We start from the raw sequence: 17873 nt of genomic DNA, 5'->3' as shown, positions 1-17873 counted from the left end.
CGGGAAGAAAACCCGTGCATGACCGATGGCGCGGAGAGCCTGCGCCATCGGGGGCGGAGACACTTTTCTCCTGCGGAAACAGCCGGAAAAAGGGGCGTCGAGTAACCTCAACAGACCTTTCAGTGTCAATGGATATTTTTTGCTGGACTATGGCATAAATGCAAAAAAACAGGATGACACCCCTTGGGAATTCGGCTATTTTCAGCCCACAAAACAGGCAGGAAGATTAAATTCTTGCCGACGTCGCGGAAAAAGTCTTGGGAGGATCAGATCTTAGGCGCGGTCATACGCAGCCACCGGCAACGGTTACGGGTCACGCGATTTCTTAGAAACAAGGCTTCTGGCCTTGTTTTTTTTTGGTTTTCTCACACCACATTCAGGTCGGTCGGAGGGGCGCATCAGGGATGCGACCCCTCCCTCTCAGCGAGCACAGAGCTGATCGAAGATATGCCCATCTGTTGGGCAATTGCCGAGACGCCAAGGGATCGCATCGTCCTAGGCACCGGCGTGCATGTCACCGCGTCTTGATGCCGCTCAGTAGAACTTCGGCGCGAACTGCGGGATGGAATCGATGCCGTAGCCGTATCGAACCGACAGCACGTACCATGCAACGTGGATCACGGCGGCGAGCACCGTGGTCAGGCCGAAAACGCGAAGCGCGCGAAATCGGGCCGGCGCGCTCTCGACACTTCCCGGCACCACATCCCTCTCGTCCGCCTGGGTCCGCAGGCCGATCGGCAGCACGATGAAAAGTGTCATCCACCAGATGACGAAATAGATGGCAAAGACGGAAAACAGCGGCATGGCGATATCCCGGTTGAACGGATGCCGCCCTTATACGCTGCACCCTGCCCGGCTGGAAGCAGGATCAGACGGAAAAGGCCCCCGACGCAAACGCATCGGAGGCCTTCTGAATGGCGATGTGGCCGTCTTTCGACCGGAAACGGCGCGCCGTCAGGACAGGCGGTTGATAAACACCGTCACGACCGGCTTCTTGCCCCAGACGTCATTGGCGGTGCCCCGAATGGCGCGGCGGACGGCCTCCTGCACCATGGCGAGATCCTTGCGGCGCGCGCGCGGAATGCTTTCCACCGCGCCGAGAACCGCGTCGTACAAGGTATCGTTCATGTCCTCGCCCTCGTCGTCGAACTCGGGAAGACCGATGGGCACGACGATCGGGTCGGACGCGAAATCATAGCGTGCATCCAGCACGACATTGACCGAGACATGACCCGCAAAGGACAGCTTGCGGCGGTCGCCGATGCCCATCTCCTGGAAATCGCCGATCAGGCCGCCATCCTTGAAGATGCGACCATGCGGCGCTTCGCCGATCACCTGCGCCATGCCGGGCGCAAGCCGGAGAATATCGCCGTTGCGGACCCGCGGGACGTTGGGAACACCGGACTGCAGCGCGAGCTCCATCTGTCCGACGAGATGCGCGGCTTCGCCATGAACGGGAACCAGAAGCTTCGGACGGATCCACTGATACATCTGCTTCAGCTCGTTGCGGCGGGGGTGGCCCGACACGTGCACCAGCGCATCGCTGTCGGTGACGATCAGGATGCCCTGCTCGATCAGGCCATTCTTGATGTCGTTGATCGCCTTCTCGTTCCCGGGGATGGCTCGGGAGGAGAACACGACCGTATCGCCGGCCGAAAAGGCCACGTTGCGCATCTCGTCGCGCGCAATCTTCGCCAGAGCGGCCCGGGGCTCGCCCTGGCTGCCGGTGAGGATCACGACGACGCGTTCGCGCGGGATGAAGCCGAACTCGTCTTCGCTGATGAACGGGGGAACGCCTTCCATGAGGCCGACGTCGCGCGCGACCTGCACGACACGCTTCATGGATGACCCCATCAGCAGAACCTCGCGGCCAGCGCCTGCGGCCGCCTTGGCGATCGAGCGGATGCGGCCGACATTCGACGAGAACGTCGTGATCGCGACGCGGCCCTCCGCCGCGCGGATGACCTTCTCGAGGCTCGCCGACACCTCCTCCTCGGACGGCGAGACGCCATCGCGCAGGGCATTGGTCGAATCGCACATCAGGGCGAGAACGCCCTCGTCGCCGACGGCGGTGAACCGGTCGCCATCGGTCAGCGGGCCGAGCGACGGCGCATGGTCGATCTTCCAGTCGCCAGTGTGTACGAGATTGCCGAGCGGCGTCCGGATGACAAGCGCCATCGGCTCGGGAATCGAGTGGTTGACGCCGACGGCCTCGACCTCGAACGGGCCGATCTGCACGCGGTCGCCCTGCTTGAAGATGGTGATCGGCACCTCGTTGCGGCTGCGCTCGTACTGGCGCTTTGCTTCCAGCATGCCGGCCGTGAAGGGCGAGGCATAGACAGGGACGTTCAGGCCCGGCCACAGATCGGACAGTGCGCCGTAGTGGTCCTCATGCGCATGCGTGATGACGATGCCCTTGAGGTTCTTGCGCTGGTCGGCAAGGAAACGGATATCGGGGAGCACCAGGTCCACCCCGGGCAGGTCCGGTCCGGGGAAGGTCACGCCGCAATCGACCATGATCCATTCGCGGTTCGCGGCCGGGCCGTAGCCATAGAGCGCGAGGTTCATGCCGATTTCGCCAACGCCGCCGAGGGGCAGGAAAACCAGTTCGTTTTTCTCAGTCATCAGAGAATATGCCTTGTTTCATCCGAAGAAGACATCGCCGGCCGCAATGTGCCGGCGCATGCCGTGTTCGTCCGTGAGAATAAGTTGGCCGGAGCCGTCGATGTCGTCAAAAATGCCTGTGATGGAGCGATCCGGAAGGTTGACCTTGATCGGGCGTCCGATGCCCACGGCGTAACGCCGCCAAAGGGCGATGATGTCACCGATCCCGCGTCCGGCGTCCCAGATGCCGAGCGTATCGGCCATGCTCATGAAAAGATGCGCGAACACGTCCTCCGCCGAGGCGGCCGAACCTTCGCTGCGCAGATCGGTCAGCGGGTAAAGCCCGTGATCGGGCGCCGTCGCCACATTGATACCGCAGCCGATGACCAGCGCATACCGTCCGTCCGGGAGACGCTCGCCTTCGAGCAGGATGCCGCAGGTCTTCTTGCCGCCGATGAGGATGTCGTTCGGCCACTTGATGTCAGCGGTCCGGGCGCCCGCCGGCAGCACCGCCTGCATCGCGTCGCGCACGGCAACGGCCACGGCAAGCGGCAGAGACGGGATCATCTCCAGGGGCGCCGGGTCGATCACCAGGAGCGAGGCATAGAGGTTGCCGCGCTCGGAACGCCAAGCACGACCGCGCCGGCCGCGACCATCGGTCTGCCGGCCGGCCGTGATCCAGAGATGCCCCGGATCGCCGGCGCGCGCGCGCGCCAGGCATTCGGTGTTGGTGGAGCCCACCTCGTCCAGAGCGACGTGGCGGAAGTCGTCTACGGACATGCGGGCGAGCGGGCTCGGGCCGCTCAAAAGAATGTCCGGGCTGCCGCTTCGGCCGCAGCACCGATCGGGCCGCCAACGAGGACATAGCCGACGATGAAGAGGCCGGAGAGACCATAGATCAGCTTCAGCGAGCCCGCCGGACGCGCGAATTCGCCGGCCGGCTCATCGAACCACATCAGCTTGATGACGCGCAGGTAGTAGTAGGCACCAACGACCGAGGCGAGCACGCCAATGACCGCGAGCGCGTACAGCTTCGCCTCGATGGCCGCCATGAACACGAAGTACTTGGCGAAGAAACCGGCGAGCGGCGGGATGCCGGCAAGCGAGAACATCAGGATCGTCAGGACGACGGCCATGAACGGATTGGTCTGCGACAGGCCGGCGAGGTCCTCGACCTGCTCGACATGATGCCCTTCCTTGCGGCGCATGGCGAGAATGCAGGCGAAGGTGCCGAGCGTCATGACCATGTAGATCAGCATGTAGAGCACGACGCCGCGGACGCCCGCCATTGAACCGGCCGAGAGGCCGACCAGCGCATAGCCCATGTGTCCGATGGACGAATAGGCCATCAGGCGCTTCAGGTTCTTCTGGCCGATGGCGGCGAAGGAGCCGAGCACCATGGAGGCAATCGAGATGAAGACGATGATCTGCTGCCAGTCGAGCTGGATCGGTTCGAAGGCGGTGATGACGACGCGCACCAGCATGGCGATCGCGGCAATCTTGGGCGCGCCGGCAAAGAAGGTCGTTACCGGGGTCGGCGCGCCTTCGTAGACATCCGGGGTCCACATGTGGAAGGGCACGGCCGAGATCTTGAACGCGACACCGGCAAGCACGAAGACGAGGCCGAAGACCAGTCCGAGCGAGCGCCCGTCAGCCGACAGGGCCGCCGCGATTTCCACGAAGCCCGTATGGCCGGTGAAACCGTAGACCAGCGACATGCCGTAAAGCAGCATGCCCGAGGACAGGGCGCCGAGAACGAAGTACTTCAGGCCGGCTTCGGTCGAACGCAGATCGTCGCGGTTCATGGCGGCGACGACATAGGCCGCGAGCGACTGCAGTTCCAGCGCCATGTAGAGCGACATCATGTCGTTGGCCGAGATCATCAGCAGCATGCCCAGCGTCGCGAGGACGACGAGAACCGGATATTCGAACCGGTCGAGCCCGAAAATCTTCGCCTGCCCTGCCGAGAGGAAGAGCGCGACGATGGACGCAAACAGCGTTAGCATCTTCATGAAGCGGGCGAAGGGGTCGGCAACGAAGGCCCCGTTATAGGCGAAGCCGTCGCCCGTGGTGGTCAGCAGAACGCCGGCAACCACCAGAACCGCAATCGCTAGCCAGGTGACGAGGCCGGACGAGCGCTCGCCCGAGAAGACGCCGATCATCAGGAGCGCGAGCGCGCCGATGGCAAGCGTCACTTCGGGAAGCGACAGATGAAGACTAGCGACCAGAATATCAGCGTTCATGTTTCTCTCGCCCCGTCGTCAGTTTGCCGAGAGCGCAAGGGACTGCGCTGCCTGAACGGCGGTCGTGTAGTTATTGACCAGCACATCGACGGAAGCCGCCGTGGCATCGAAGACCGGCGCCGGATAAACGCCGAAGAAGATGGTGAGCACTGCCAGCGGATAGAGGATCACCTTCTCCCGCGGCGACAGATCGAGCAACGCCTTGAGCTTCTCCTTCTCCAGCGCGCCGAACATGACGCGACGGTAGAGCCAGAGGGCATAGCAGGCCGAGAGGATGACGCCGGTTGTCGCGAAGAAGGCGACCCATGTGTTGGCGCGGAACGCTCCGAGCAGCGTCGTGACTTCGCCGACGAACCCCGACGTGCCGGGCAGCCCGACATTCGCCATGGTGAAGATCATGAACATCACGGCGTATTTCGGCATGTTGTTGACGAGACCACCATAGGCAGAGATCTCGCGGGTGTGCAGGCGATCATAGACCACGCCGACGCAGAGGAACAGCGCGGAGGACACGATGCCGTGCGACAGCATCTGGAAGAGTGCCCCCTGAACGCCCTGGACGTTGGCGGCGAAGATCCCCATCGTCACGTAGCCCATGTGGGCGACGGACGAATAGGCGATCAGCTTCTTGATGTCCTGCTGCATCATCGCAACCAGCGACGTGTAGATGATGGCAACGACGGACAGGGTAAAGACCAGCGGCGCGAACTGCTCGGATGCGAGCGGAAACATGCCGAGCGAAATGCGGACCATGCCGTAGCCACCGAGCTTCAGCATGACGCCGGCCAGGATGACGGAGCCGGCCGTTGGCGCCTGAACGTGGGCGTCCGGAAGCCAGGTGTGGACGGGCCACATCGGCATCTTCACGGCGAAGGCCGCAAAGCAGGCGAGCCAAAGCCAGGTCTGCATTCCCGCAGGGAAGCCGGCCTTGGTGAGCTCGATCATGTCCGTCGAGCCGGTCTGCCAGTACATCGCCATGATGGCGAGCATCATCAGCACCGAGCCGAACAGCGTGTAGAGAAAGAACTTGTAGCTCGCATAGACGCGCTCCTTGCCGCCCCAGACGCCGATGATGACGAACATCGGAATGAGGGTTGCTTCGAAGAACACGTAGAAGAGCACGATATCGAGCGAAACGAAGACGCCCGTCATCACCACCTGCAGCAGCAGGAAGGCGATCATGTAGGACTTGATGCGCTTCTCCACCGAGTGCCAGCTGGCCAGCACGCAGAACGGCATCAGGAAGGTGGTGAGGATGACGAACAGCATCGAAATGCCGTCGACGCCCAGATGGTATGAAATGCCGGTTCCAAGCCAGGCGTGGCGCTCGACCATCTGGAATCCCGGATTCGCATTGTCGAACCCGGTCCAGATGAACAGCGACAGCAGGAAGGTGACGACCGTCGTTGCCAGCGAAATGTTGAGCACGTTGCGGCGACCGGCGGCGCTGTCGTCGCGCATCAGAAGCAGGAGCACAACGCCGACCAGCGGCAGGAAGGTGACCGCCGAGAGAATGGGCCAATCGGTCATCAGAAGGAGCTCCCGAGCATCATCCAGGTAACGAGCGCGGCAATGCCGATCAGCATCACGAACGCATAGTGATAGAGGTAACCGGTCTGAAGGCGTACGACGCCGCGCGTGACGTCCATGACCCGGGCGGCAACGCCGTTCGGACCGAAGCCGTCGATGACGCGACCGTCACCCTCTTTCCAGAGGAAGGTGCCAAGGCGCTTGGCGGGCCGAACGAACAGGAAGTCGTAAAGCTCGTCGAAGTACCACTTATTCAGAAGGAACTGGTAGAGGCCGCGATGCTGGCGGGCCAGCGCCTTCGGCGTTTCCGGCGACTTGATGTAGAAGTACCAGGCCGTCACGAAGCCGAGCACCATCGCGATGAACGGGCTGAGGGCGACCAGAGCCGGGACATGGTGGAACTCTTCGAGCAGTTCGTTCTCCGCCGAGGTGAAGAGCGCGCCCTGCCAGAATTCGGCATATTCATGACCGTAGAAATAGCCTTCGCCGAGGAAGCCCGCCACGACGGCGCCGAAGCCGAGCACGAAGAGCGGCAGCAGCATGACCATCGGCGATTCATGCACGTGGTGCATGACCTCATGGCTCGCCCGCGGCTTGCCGAAGAAGGTGAGGAACATCAGGCGCCACGAGTAGAAGCTCGTGAAGAGCGCGGCGATGACCAGCAGCGTGAAGGCAAAGCCCGAGAGCGGCGAGTGCGAGGCATAGGCCGCCTCGATGATCACGTCCTTGGAGAAGAAGCCCGCAAAGCCGACCGGCGTGAACGGAATGCCGACGCCGGTGATGGCGAGCGTGCCGATCAGCATCATCGCGAAGGTGATCTTGATGTGCGGACGCAGGCCGCCCATGTGGCGCATGTCCTGCTCGCCGTCGACGGCATGGATGACCGAACCGGCGCAAAGGAACAGGAGCGCCTTGAAGAAGGCGTGCGTGAAGAGGTGGAAGACAGCCGCGCCATACGCACCGACGCCGAGCGCCACGAACATGTAGCCGAGCTGCGAACACGTCGAATAGGCGATGACGCGCTTGATGTCGTTCTGCACGAGACCGACGGTGGCCGCGAAGAAGGCGGTGATGGCACCGATGAGCGTCACCACCGTCAGGGCGGTCGGCGACAGCTCGAACACCGGCGACATGCGGGCGACGAGGAAGACGCCGGCAGTGACCATGGTCGCGGCATGGATCAGCGCGGAGACCGGGGTCGGGCCTTCCATCGCGTCCGGCAGCCAGGTGTGCAGCAGGAACTGGGCCGACTTGCCCATGGCGCCCATGAAGAGAAGCAGTGCGACGCCGGTCACGGCATCGGCGCGATCGAGATGCATGCCGAACAGCGTGATGACCGGATCGGCCGCGTTGGCGGCACCCTCGGCCGGGAGATAGGTCGCGGCGGCGGCGAAGATGGTTTCGAACGAGATCGAGCCGAACAGGACGAACACGCCGAAAATGCCGAGCGCGAAGCCGAAGTCGCCGACGCGGTTGACGATGAACGCCTTCATCGCCGCGGCGCTGGCCGACGGCTTCTTGTACCAGAAACCGATCAGCAGATAGGAGGCAAGACCGACGCCTTCCCAGCCGAAGAACATCTGCAGCAGGTTGTCGGAGGTCACCAACATCAGCATGGCGAAGGTGAACAGCGAGAGATAGGCGAAGAACCGCGGACGGTGCGGATCGTGGTGCATGTAGCCGATCGAGTACAGATGCACGAGGAACGACACCGTGTTGACGACCACGAACATGACGGCCGTCAGCGTATCGACACGGAAGGCCCATTCGGCATCGAAGTTGCCGGTCTGGATCCAGCGCATGACGGAGACGCGGATCATCTCCGTTTCGCCGAGGCCGACATGGACGAACACGACCCAGGACAGGACGGCAACGACGGCCATCAGGCCTGTCGTGACGTATTCCGAAGCCTTCGCGCCGATCTTGGTGCCAAACAGGCCCGCGATCAGGAAGCCGACGAGCGGCAGGAAGACGACCGCTTTGATGATGGTATCCATGGCCGATCAGCCCTTCATCATGTTGACGTCTTCGACCGCGATGGAGCCGCGGTTACGATAGAAGACGACGAGAATTGCAAGACCGATGGCAGCTTCCGCCGCGGCAACCGTCAGGATGAACAGGGCGAACACCTGGCCGGTGATGTCGTTGAGGAACGACGAGAACGCGACCATGTTGATGTTTACCGCGAGCAGGATGAGCTCCACCGACATCAGGATGACGATGATGTTCTTGCGGTTGAGGAAGATGCCGAAGACGCCCAGCGTGAACAGGATGGCGCTGACGGTCAGATAATGGGAAATGCCGATTTCCATGATGTCGTGTCCTTGACCTTCAGTACCGCCTCAGAGCCCCTGCCCCGGCTTCACCTTCACCACCTCGACGGCGGTGGCGGGAACACGGGCGACCTGCTCTGAAATATTCTGACGCTTGATGTTGGGGCGATGGCGCAGCGTCAGGACGATCGCGCCGATCATGGCGACGAACAGCACGAGGCCGGCAATCTGGAAGTAGTAGATGTAGTGGGTGTAGATGACGTCGCCGAGCGCGGCGGTGTTCGTCCGGTCCGCAACGGACGGGATCGGCATCGAGACGGTCTTGGCGAGTTCGGGAGAAAACGTGCTGCCGGCCACGACGATGATCAGTTCGGCGGCGAGGATCAGGCCGACCAGCGCACCGACGGGCGCATAGTCGAGCACACCCGCGCGGAGCTGGTTGAAGTCGATGTCGAGCATCATCACGACGAAGAGGAAGAGAACTGCGACGGCGCCGATATAGACCACCAGCAGGATCATCGCGAGGAACTCGGCTCCCGTCAGCAGGAAGAGACCCGCCGAGTTGAAGAAGCACAGGATGAGGAACAGGACCGAATAGACCGGGTTCCTGGCCGAAATCACCATGAACGCCGACGCCACGGCGATGAAGGCGAAGAGATAGAAGAATAGAGTCTGCAGACCCATGACCGGTGCCTTTTTCGTCTTCCCCGGAGCGGTGTGCCTTTGCGCAGACCGTTCCTGGCCGACCGGAGAGGTCCGGCCGACACCCAAATTTGCAGTGTATCGCCGCCCGGGCGGGCGGCGTTTGGCAGAGATGCCGCCGAAACCTTAGCGGTAGGGCGAGTCCATGCCGATGTTGCGGGCGATTTCACGCTCCCAACGGTCGCCGTTCGAGAGAAGGCGTTCCTTGTCGTAGTAGAGCTCTTCGCGCGTTTCCGTGGCGAACTCGAAGTTCGGCCCTTCGACGATGGCGTCGACCGGGCAGGCTTCCTGGCAGAAGCCGCAATAGATGCACTTCACCATGTCGATGTCATAGCGCACTGTCCGGCGGGTGCCGTCATTGCGGCGCGGACCGGCCTCGATGGTGATGGCCTGGGCGGGACAGATCGCTTCGCACAGCTTGCAGGCGATGCAGCGCTCTTCGCCGTTGGGATAGCGACGCAGCGCATGCTCGCCGCGAAAACGCGGGCTGATCGGGCCTTTTTCGAACGGATAGTTCAGCGTCGCCTTCGGCGCGAAGAAGTAGCGCATCGACAGGAAGAACGCGCCGACGAACTCCTTGAGGAACAGCGATCTGACGGCTTGCGAAATGGCGGCCATCATTTACCTCCGAATGAGCTGGCCTGGGAGATGCCAGCGACTGTCGCGAAACTGGGGACGGGCATCAGGCCCATCCGCCGAGCTTCAGCGTGATTGCAACGATAAAGACCATGACGAGCGAGAGCGGAAGGAAGACCTTCCAGCCGAGACGCATCAACTGGTCATAGCGGTAGCGCGGCACGAATGCCTTGACCATCGCGAACATGAAGAACACCAGCGACGCCTTGAGAACGAACCAGATGATCCCCGGAACCCAATTCAGGAACCAGATGTCCACCGGAGGCAGCCAGCCGCCGAGGAAGAGAATCGTGGTCAATGCGCACATCAGGCAGATCGCGGCATATTCGCCGAGCATGAACATCATGTACGGCGTCGAGCCGTATTCGACCATGAAGCCCGCGACGAGCTCCGACTCGGCCTCGACAAGGTCGAAGGGCGGGCGGTTCGTCTCGGCCAGCGCCGAGATGAAGAACACGATGAACATCGGGAACAGCGGCAGCCAGTACCAGTCGAGGAACGAGCCCGGCAGGCCCATCATCGTGCCGAGACCGTCACGCTGCGAGTTGACGATGTCCGTCAGGTTGAGCGAACCGACGCACAGCAGGACGGTGACGATGACGAAGCCGATCGAGACTTCGTAGGACACCATCTGAGCCGCCGAGCGCAGTGCCGACAGGAAAGGATACTTCGAGTTCGACGCCCAGCCGCCCATGATGACGCCGTAGACTTCAAGCGACGAGATTGCGAGAACGTAGAGAATGCCGACATTGATGTTCGCCATCACCCAGTTGTCGTTCAGCGGAACGACGGCCCAGGCGGCGAGCGCCAGCGTCACCGACACGAGCGGCGCCAGAAGGAAGAGAACCTTGTTCGCGCCGGCCGGGATGACCGGTTCCTTGACGACGAACTTCAAAAGATCGGCGAAGGACTGGAAAAGGCCGAAGGGGCCCACCACGTTTGGTCCACGGCGCAGCTGCACCGCTGCCCAGATCTTGCGGTCCGCCAGCAGAATGTAGGCGATGAAGATCAGGAGAGCGACCAGCAGCAGAAGCGACTGGCCGATCATGATGGCCGCCGGCCAGACGTAGGTCGAAAGAAAACCGTCCATGGTGCCTTATTCTCCCGCGCTCATTCCGCTGCCGCTTTGAAATTGTTGCGAGCCAGCGCCGAACATTCGGCCATGACCGCGGAAGCGCGCGCTATCGGGTTCGTCAAATAGAAGTCTTTCACCGGAGACGCAAACGCGGATTTGGTCATCTCACCCGCTTTTTGTCCCAGTGCGGCAATTTCGCCGTCGACCGCCGGGGCGATCATGTCGACATCGCCGAAATGCGGATATTCCGAGACCAGCTTGCGGCGCAGTTCGGCCAGCGAGTCGTAGGGCAGCTTCTTGCCGAGCACGTCGGACAGTGCCCGGAGAATCGCCCAGTCTTCGCGGGCCTCACCCGGTGCGAAGCCGGCGCGGTTGCCCATCTGGACGCGGCCCTCGGTATTGACCCATAGACCGGACTTTTCCGTGTAGGTCGCACCCGGCAGGATGACATCCGCGCCGTGGGCACCGTTGTCGCCGTGGGAACCGATATAGACCGTGAAGCCGCTCATGCGCGTCGCCAGGTCGATCTCATCGGCGCCGAGCAGGAAGAGCACGTCCGTGCCCGTCACCATCTCGTGCGCCGTCTTGCCGTTGGCGCCCGGCACGAAGCCGAGGTCGAGACCGCCGACGCGCGCCGCCGCCGTGTGAAGGACGGCAAAGCCGTTCCAGCCGTCGGACACCGCACCGATCGCCCCGGCAAGCTTGGCAGCTGACGCAAGGACCGATGCCCCACCTTCGCCGATCAGGGCGCCCTGCCCGATGATGATCATCGGACGCTCGGCCTTGTTCAGCACTTCGTAGAAACTGCCGCGGCCGGCGAGGAGTTCGCCCAGCGAGTCGGTCCCGGCGCCGAGGTAGTCATAGGCGTAGCGCAGCTCGGCTGCCTCGCCGATCACGCCGATCGGGAATGGGCCCATGCGGAAGCGCTTGCGGATGCGGGCGTTGAGCACCGAGGCCTCGAAGCGGGGATTGGCGCCGATGATCAGGAGAGCGTCAGCGTTTTCAATGCCCTGGATAGTGGGATTGAAGAGATAGCTCGAACGTCCGAACGACGGATCGAGCGCTGCGCCGTCCTGACGACAATCGATGTTCTCGGAGCCGAGCGCCATCATCAGGCCTTTCAGCGCATACATTTCCTCGACGGATGCAAGGTCCCCGGCGATTGCGCCGATGCGGTCGCCGCTGGTTGCCGACACGGCCGTCCGGATCGCGGCGAAAGCCTCGCCCCAGCTCGCGGGCTGCAACCGGCCGTCCTTCTTGACGTAAGGGCGATCCAGACGCTGCGTCTTCAGGCCGTCCCAGATGAACCGGGTCTTGTCGGAGATCCACTCTTCGTTGATCTCCTCGTTGATGCGCGGCATGACGCGCATGACTTCGCGGCCGCGCGTATCGACGCGGATGGCGGAGCCGACGGCGTCCATGACATCGACCGACTCGGTCTTGCCGAGTTCCCAGGGGCGCGCATTGAAGGCGTAGGGCTTGGAGGTGAGAGCACCGACCGGGCAGAGATCGACGACATTGCCCTGCAGCTCCGACGTCATCGCCTGCTCGAGATAGGTGGTGATCTCGGCGTCCTCGCCGCGACCGATCAGGCCGAGCTCGGCAATGCCGGCCACTTCGGTGGTGAAGCGGACGCAGCGTGTGCAGTGAATGCAGCGGTTCATCACCGTCTTCACCAGCGGACCGATATACTTGTCCTCGACCGCACGCTTGTTCTCGTTGTAGCGGGTCGAGTCGACGCCAAAGGCCATGGCCTGGTCCTGCAGATCGCACTCGCCGCCCTGGTCGCAGATCGGGCAATCCAGCGGATGGTTGATCAGCAGGAATTCCATCACGCCTTCACGGGCCTTCTTGACCATCGGCGTGGTCGTGAAGACTTCCGGCGTCTCGCCGTTCGGGCCGGGGCGAAGGTCGCGCACGCCCATGGCGCAGGAGGCCGCCGGCTTCGGCGGGCCACCCTTCACCTCGATCAGACACATGCGACAATTGCCGGCTACCGACAGCCGCTCGTGGAAACAGAAGCGCGGAACCTCGGCGCCGGCTTCCTCGCACGCCTGAAGCAGCGTGAAATGATCCGGGACCTCGATCTCTTTTCCGTCGACTTTCAGCTTTGCCATCTTCGCACTCAATCCTGTCCTCTTCCGCCGGTCTTCAAGCGACGGATCGATCGTCAAAGAGCCTCGTCGGCCCTGTCTGTCCCGAGGCCAGCGGCCTCGATCGTTTGTAGGGGCCCGCAGGCACCCGAAGCGTGGTCGGTCACCCAGGCGGCGCGCCGCCGTGACCGGCGGCCCCGCCAGGCGCTCAGCCTTTGGCGAGCACCTTTGCCTGTTCGACCCAGCGATCCCGCGCGATACGGCCGCTCACATTCAGTTCCCGGTCGAACCGGGCAATGTCGTCCTCGTTCCAGGCCGCAATCTGGCTGAACCGCGTGACCTCGAGATTTTTCAGCACCTGCTCCAGCTTCGGGCCGATGCCGGAGATCTTCTTCAGGTCATCCGCCGCCTTGCCGCGACGCGCACGGGCCGGCTTGTCGGCGACGCCTGTGACCTTGGCGTCTGCCGGTACCGGTGCGGCAGCCTTTGCAACCGCATCCGATGCGCGCGCCATTGCCGCCGCCGTCACCTCGGCTGCCTGTGCCGCCATGTCGGCGGAGGGTTCGGGCGCAAGCGCGTCGTCCGCCGTCGGCTCTGCGGGTTCAGCGGGCGCTGCCCCCTGCCCTGCCTGTCGTTCAGCCTCGGCGGTGGCTGCGGCCTTCTGTGCCGCCTCCATGAAGCCCTGCATCGCACCGAGCATGAAGCCGGCAATATGGCTTGCCATTCCAAAGCCCATCGCGGCGGCTGCCGCGACGGATGCCGTCGGGTTCTGCATCAGCGGCGGCAAGGGCGGCCCGCCCTCCTTCGTCCAGCCGGCAAAGCCCCTGGGGTCGCCGCTCGACGAGGAAGTATCATGCGCGTCTGCAAAACCTGCCTGCCCTTCCTCGATCGACGACTTTACCATCTTGTCACTCCGCGGCTTGCAGAACGGCCCCATGCGATGAGGCGTTGCGTGTGTATTCATCGATTCGCGCTTCCATCTCGGGACGGAAATTGCGGATCAGTCCCTGGATCGGCCATGCCGCTGCGTCGCCCAGCGCGCAGATCGTGTGGCCTTCGACCTGCTTCGTCACGTCGAACAGCATGTCGATCTCGCGTTTCTGCGCACGACCCTGAACCATGCGCTCCATGACGCGCATCATCCAGCCGGTGCCTTCGCGGCACGGCGTGCACTGGCCGCAGCTCTCATGCTTGTAGAAGGCGGCCAGACGCCAGATGGCCTTGATGATGTCGGTCGAGCGATCCATCACGATAATGGCGGCGGTGCCGAACGACGACTTCACGTCGCGCATGCCGTCGAAGTCCATCGGCGCATCGATGATGTGCTCGGCCTTGACCACCGGGCAGGATGAGCCGCCCGGAATGACGGCGAGAAGATTGTCCCATCCGCCGCGGATGCCGCCGCAATGGCGCTCGATCATCTCGCGGAACGGCGTTCCCATGGCGTCCTCGAACGTGCACGGCTTGTTGACGTGGCCGGAGACCATGTACAGCTTGGTGCCGACATTGTTCGGACGGCCGATCGAGGAGAACCAGCCGGCGCCGCGACGCAGGATGCTCGGCGCCACGGCAATCGACTCGACGTTGTTGACCGTCGTCGGGCAGCCATAGAGACCCATATTGGCCGGGAACGGCGGCTTCAGGCGCGGCTGGCCCTTCTTGCCTTCCAGGCTCTCGAGCAGGGCGGTTTCCTCGCCGCAGATATAAGCGCCGGCGCCGTGGTGGACGAAGATCTCCATGTCCCAGCCGAGCTTGTTGTTCGTGCCGAGCAGACCAGCGTCATAGCATTCGTCGATCGCCGCTTGCAGCGCCTCGCGTTCCCGCATGTATTCGCCGCGGACGTAGATGTAGGCGGCGTGGGCGCCCATGGCGAAGCTCGCGATGACGCAGCCTTCGATCAGCGTGTGCGGATCGTGCCGCATGATGTCGCGGTCCTTGCAGGTGCCGGGCTCCGATTCGTCGGCGTTGACGACGAGATAATGCGGACGTCCGTCGCTTTCTTTCGGCATGAAGGACCATTTCAGGCCCGTCGGGAAGCCCGCGCCACCGCGGCCGCGCAGACCGGAGGCCTTCATCTCGTTGATGATCCAGTCGCGACCTTTTTCCAGGATCTGCTTGGTGCCGTCCCAGTGGCCGCGCGACATCGCGCCTTTCAGCGACTTGTCGTGAAGGCCGTAGAGATTGGTGAAGATGCGATCTTTATCGTCAAGCATGGCTCAGTCCGCCGATTCTTCGAGAATATGGGTCCGCCATGTCGGCGGGTCAGTCTTGCGTCCATTCGTCGGGCTCGCGCCGTCAGCCTCGTGGCACCGATCGTCGGCGGTCGCCGATCTCTCCGGTGTACTCGGCTTCGCAGCCCATGGCCAGTGCAACCGTGCGCCGAACCGGCGCGACGGTGCCCGGCCGTCCTGTCACTTCGCTTCGGGCGCCGGCTTGCCGGCACCGGCCGTGAGGTCGGTTTTTTCGCCGCCCTCCGGCGTGTCGACGGTTGCGGCATCCTTGGTTTCGCCGCCTTCGCTCTTCGCGTTCGCCGCCGCCTCGCTCTTGGCCGTGGCCGGCGTCTTCATCGTCGGATTGGTCTCGGCGTCCGTGCTCTTCGGACGACCGGCCTCCGACGGAGGAACGGACGCGCCTTCGGCCGAGGCCGGCGACGCCGCAGGTTCCGTCACCTGGTTGCGCTGGGGCGTCGGCTCTTCGGTCAGCGTCGTCAGTCCGTCGATCGGCGCGGAGAAGATCCGGTCGATCTGGGGACCCGGGACGATCTCGGCGCCACGGCCGGCATCGAAGGCATCGATGATCTCTTCCAGCCGCTCGACCGTTAGGTCTTCGTAGCTGTCCTTGAAGATCATCACCATCGGCGCATTGACGCAGGCGCCCTGACACTCGACCTCTTCCCACGACAGCGTGCCGCTCTCGTTCTGTGTCAGCGGCTGGCCGTGGATCTTGCGCTTGCAGAGCGCGATCAGCTCTTCGGAGCCCCGCAGCATGCAGGGTGTCGTGCCGCAGACCTGGATATGGGCGCGGGTGCCGATCGGCTTCAGCTGGAACTGGGTGTAGAAGGTCGCGACTTCGAGAACGCGGATATAGGGCATGTCGAGCATGTCCGCGACGCTCTCGATTGCCGCCTTGGTTACCCAGCCATCCTGTTCCTGTGCCCGCATCAGCAGCGGGATGACAGCGGACTGCTGGCGGCCTTCCGGGTACTTCCGGATCGTGGTCTGCGCCCAGGCAGCATTGGCTTCGCTGAACGCGAACTGCTGCGGCTGGACGGCTTCATCGGCTAATCGACGAACGGACATGTTTACCGCACCCTATTTCAGTTTCTCGACCCGGCAAACAGGCTGCTCAGCAGCTGCTCGGATCCGGATGTATTTTGTTCGCGGCGATCGACCGCGGCGGAAGACGCGCCGGTCTTGGCCGACTGGGCCAGAAGACGATCGAGCGTCTGGATGACGAAGCGGCGGGCGGCGACGGAACGATCCAGCATCAGCGGTCGACCTCCCCGAACACGATGTCGAGCGAGCCGAGAATCGCCGAGACGTCGGCGAGCTGGTGGCCGCGACAGATGTAGTCCATCGCCTGCAGATGCGCGTAACCCGGTGCCCGGATCTTGCAGCGATACGGCTTGTTGGTGCCGTCGGAGACGAGATAGACCCCGAACTCGCCCTTGGGGGCCTCGACCGCGGCGTAAACCTCGCCGGCCGGAACGTGGTAGCCCTCGGTATAGAGCTTGAAATGGTGGATCAGCGCTTCCATCGACCGCTTCATCTCGCCGCGCTTCGGCGGAACGACCTTGCCGTCGAGCGAGGAGACCGGTCCGACCTTGGCGTCGCCCAGAAGGCGATCGACGCACTGGCGCATGATCTTCGCCGATTCGCGCATTTCGATCATGCGGATCAGGTAGCGGTCGTAGCAGTCGCCGTTCTTGCCGATCGGGATGTCGAAGTCCATGTCGGCATAGCACTCGTAGGGCTGCGACTTGCGCAGGTCCCACGCGGCGCCCGAGCCGCGGACCATGACGCCCGAAAAGCCCCAGGCCCAGCAATCCTCAAGGCTCACGACGCCGATATCGACGTTGCGCTGCTTGAAGATCCGGTTTCCCGTCAGGAGGTCGTCGATATCGTCAACGGTCTTCAGGAACGGATCGATCCATTTGCCGATGTCCTCGACCAGCTCGTGCGGCAGGTCCTGATGGACACCGCCCGGGCGGAAATAGGCGGCGTGCATGCGCGAACCCGAGGCGCGCTCATAGAACACCATCAGCTTTTCGCGCTCTTCGAAGCCCCAGAGCGGCGGGGTCAGCGCGCCGACGTCCATCGCCTGCGTTGTCACGTTCAGAAGGTGCGACAAGATGCGGCTGATTTCGGAATAGAGAACGCGGATCAACTGGCCGCGGATCGGCACTTCGGTACCCGTCAGCTTTTCCACCGCCAGCGAGAACCCATGTTCCTGGTTCATCGGCGCGACATAGTCGAGACGGTCGAAATACGGCAGGGCCTGCAGATAGGTCTTCGCCTCGATCAGCTTCTCGGTGCCGCGGTGCAAGAGACCGATATGGGGATCGACCCGCTCGACGATCTCGCCGTCCAGCTCCAGCACCAGACGCAACACGCCATGCGCCGCCGGGTGCTGTGGCCCGAAGTTGATGTTGAAGTTGCGGATGTTGTGTTCGTTCATTCGCTTCGCGCTCCGCGCTCTCTGCAATTAGCCAGGTGCC

16 protein-coding genes are annotated in these 17873 nt (G+C 63.1%); all 16 read right to left on the bottom strand.

The annotated features are described in order from the left end of the window. Window positions 1-534: 534 nt before the first annotated feature. A complete protein-coding gene (locus tag ASG03_RS11010) occupies window positions 535-804 on the bottom strand; it encodes a DUF1467 family protein (protein ID WP_062693582.1) in 270 nt (89 codons plus the stop codon). Window positions 805-954: 150 nt separating this feature from the next. Further along, window positions 955-2625, bottom strand: a complete 1671-nt coding sequence (locus ASG03_RS11005) for a ribonuclease J (protein WP_062468383.1) — start codon at window positions 2623-2625, stop codon at window positions 955-957. An 18-nt stretch (window positions 2626-2643) separates the two neighbouring features. Further along, entirely contained in the window at window positions 2644-3384 is a 741-nt protein-coding gene (locus tag ASG03_RS11000; RefSeq protein WP_062693632.1) for a biotin--[acetyl-CoA-carboxylase] ligase, read from the bottom strand. A gap of 23 nt (window positions 3385-3407) precedes the next feature. Continuing rightward, a complete protein-coding gene (nuoN, locus tag ASG03_RS10995) occupies window positions 3408-4847 on the bottom strand; it encodes an NADH-quinone oxidoreductase subunit NuoN (RefSeq protein WP_062693581.1) in 1440 nt (479 codons plus the stop codon). Between the two features lie 18 nt (window positions 4848-4865). After that, window positions 4866-6377, bottom strand: a complete 1512-nt coding sequence (locus ASG03_RS10990) for an NADH-quinone oxidoreductase subunit M (protein WP_062468389.1) — start codon at window positions 6375-6377, stop codon at window positions 4866-4868. Beyond that, window positions 6377-8374, bottom strand: coding sequence for an NADH-quinone oxidoreductase subunit L (gene nuoL, locus ASG03_RS10985; RefSeq protein WP_062693580.1), 1998 nt, complete (start codon window positions 8372-8374; stop codon window positions 6377-6379). Before nuoL ends, ASG03_RS10990 begins: the two co-directional genes overlap by 1 nt. 6 nt (window positions 8375-8380) lie before the next feature. Next, window positions 8381-8689: an NADH-quinone oxidoreductase subunit NuoK gene (gene nuoK / locus ASG03_RS10980; protein WP_062468393.1), complete on the bottom strand. Its 309-nt coding sequence runs from the start codon at window positions 8687-8689 to the stop codon at window positions 8381-8383. Window positions 8690-8719: 30 nt separating this feature from the next. Then, window positions 8720-9334 (bottom strand): NADH-quinone oxidoreductase subunit J, encoded by a 615-nt coding sequence (locus tag ASG03_RS10975; protein WP_062468395.1) that lies wholly within the window; start codon window positions 9332-9334, stop codon window positions 8720-8722. Window positions 9335-9478: 144 nt separating this feature from the next. After that, window positions 9479-9970: an NADH-quinone oxidoreductase subunit NuoI gene (nuoI, locus tag ASG03_RS10970; protein ID WP_062468397.1), complete on the bottom strand. Its 492-nt coding sequence runs from the start codon at window positions 9968-9970 to the stop codon at window positions 9479-9481. Window positions 9971-10034: 64 nt separating this feature from the next. Continuing rightward, the gene (gene nuoH, locus ASG03_RS10965; protein WP_062468399.1) at window positions 10035-11078 is read right to left on the bottom strand and encodes an NADH-quinone oxidoreductase subunit NuoH; all 1044 of its coding nucleotides are present in this window, start codon (window positions 11076-11078) and stop codon (window positions 10035-10037) included. Between the two features lie 20 nt (window positions 11079-11098). Continuing rightward, window positions 11099-13180 carry an NADH-quinone oxidoreductase subunit NuoG gene (gene nuoG / locus ASG03_RS10960; RefSeq protein WP_062693579.1) on the bottom strand — a complete coding sequence of 694 codons (2082 nt, stop codon included), beginning with the start codon at window positions 13178-13180 and terminating at the stop codon, window positions 11099-11101. 184 nt (window positions 13181-13364) lie between these two features. Then, the gene (locus ASG03_RS10955; RefSeq protein WP_082475700.1) at window positions 13365-14060 is read right to left on the bottom strand and encodes a hypothetical protein; all 696 of its coding nucleotides are present in this window, start codon (window positions 14058-14060) and stop codon (window positions 13365-13367) included. A 4-nt stretch (window positions 14061-14064) separates the two neighbouring features. Continuing rightward, window positions 14065-15369, bottom strand: a complete 1305-nt coding sequence (gene nuoF / locus ASG03_RS10950; protein WP_062693577.1) for an NADH-quinone oxidoreductase subunit NuoF — start codon at window positions 15367-15369, stop codon at window positions 14065-14067. Window positions 15370-15567: 198 nt separating this feature from the next. Continuing rightward, complete coding sequence (gene nuoE, locus ASG03_RS10945) at window positions 15568-16455, bottom strand: NADH-quinone oxidoreductase subunit NuoE (protein ID WP_082475687.1); 888 nt, start codon at window positions 16453-16455, stop codon at window positions 15568-15570. A 17-nt stretch (window positions 16456-16472) separates the two neighbouring features. Continuing rightward, on the bottom strand, window positions 16473-16643 hold the full coding sequence (locus ASG03_RS21460; RefSeq protein ID WP_156379918.1) for a hypothetical protein: 171 nt from the start codon (window positions 16641-16643) through the stop codon (window positions 16473-16475). Continuing rightward, window positions 16643-17833 (bottom strand): NADH-quinone oxidoreductase subunit D, encoded by a 1191-nt coding sequence (locus tag ASG03_RS10940; protein ID WP_062468412.1) that lies wholly within the window; start codon window positions 17831-17833, stop codon window positions 16643-16645. Before ASG03_RS10940 ends, ASG03_RS21460 begins: the two co-directional genes overlap by 1 nt. Window positions 17834-17873 lie beyond the last annotated feature (40 nt).

Origin of the sequence: Rhizobium sp. Leaf341, from assembly GCF_001424325.1 — a bacterium.
Lineage (GTDB): Bacteria > Pseudomonadota > Alphaproteobacteria > Rhizobiales > Rhizobiaceae > Ferranicluibacter.
The sequence above is the reverse complement of the archived record's forward strand: the minus strand, read 5'-3'. Positions and strand labels throughout refer to the sequence as shown.

Coding starts and splice junctions, on each gene's coding strand:
- ASG03_RS11000 (WP_062693632.1), bottom strand. CDS start 3,384: ATGTCCGTAGACGACTTCCGCCACGTCGCTCTGGACGAGGTGGGCTCC.
- nuoL (WP_062693580.1), bottom strand. CDS start 8,374: ATGGATACCATCATCAAAGCGGTCGTCTTCCTGCCGCTCGTCGGCTTC.
- ASG03_RS21460 (WP_156379918.1), bottom strand. CDS start 16,643: ATGCTGGATCGTTCCGTCGCCGCCCGCCGCTTCGTCATCCAGACGCTC.
- ASG03_RS11010 (WP_062693582.1), bottom strand. CDS start 804: ATGCCGCTGTTTTCCGTCTTTGCCATCTATTTCGTCATCTGGTGGATG.
- ASG03_RS10975 (WP_062468395.1), bottom strand. CDS start 9,334: ATGGGTCTGCAGACTCTATTCTTCTATCTCTTCGCCTTCATCGCCGTG.
- nuoG (WP_062693579.1), bottom strand. CDS start 13,180: ATGGCAAAGCTGAAAGTCGACGGAAAAGAGATCGAGGTCCCGGATCAT.
- ASG03_RS10940 (WP_062468412.1), bottom strand. CDS start 17,833: ATGAACGAACACAACATCCGCAACTTCAACATCAACTTCGGGCCACAG.
- nuoE (WP_082475687.1), bottom strand. CDS start 16,455: ATGTCCGTTCGTCGATTAGCCGATGAAGCCGTCCAGCCGCAGCAGTTC.
- nuoF (WP_062693577.1), bottom strand. CDS start 15,369: ATGCTTGACGATAAAGATCGCATCTTCACCAATCTCTACGGCCTTCAC.
- nuoN (WP_062693581.1), bottom strand. CDS start 4,847: ATGAACGCTGATATTCTGGTCGCTAGTCTTCATCTGTCGCTTCCCGAA.
- nuoK (WP_062468393.1), bottom strand. CDS start 8,689: ATGGAAATCGGCATTTCCCATTATCTGACCGTCAGCGCCATCCTGTTC.
- nuoH (WP_062468399.1), bottom strand. CDS start 11,078: ATGGACGGTTTTCTTTCGACCTACGTCTGGCCGGCGGCCATCATGATC.
- ASG03_RS10955 (WP_082475700.1), bottom strand. CDS start 14,060: ATGGTAAAGTCGTCGATCGAGGAAGGGCAGGCAGGTTTTGCAGACGCG.
- nuoI (WP_062468397.1), bottom strand. CDS start 9,970: ATGGCCGCCATTTCGCAAGCCGTCAGATCGCTGTTCCTCAAGGAGTTC.
- ASG03_RS10990 (WP_062468389.1), bottom strand. CDS start 6,377: ATGACCGATTGGCCCATTCTCTCGGCGGTCACCTTCCTGCCGCTGGTC.
- ASG03_RS11005 (WP_062468383.1), bottom strand. CDS start 2,625: ATGACTGAGAAAAACGAACTGGTTTTCCTGCCCCTCGGCGGCGTTGGC.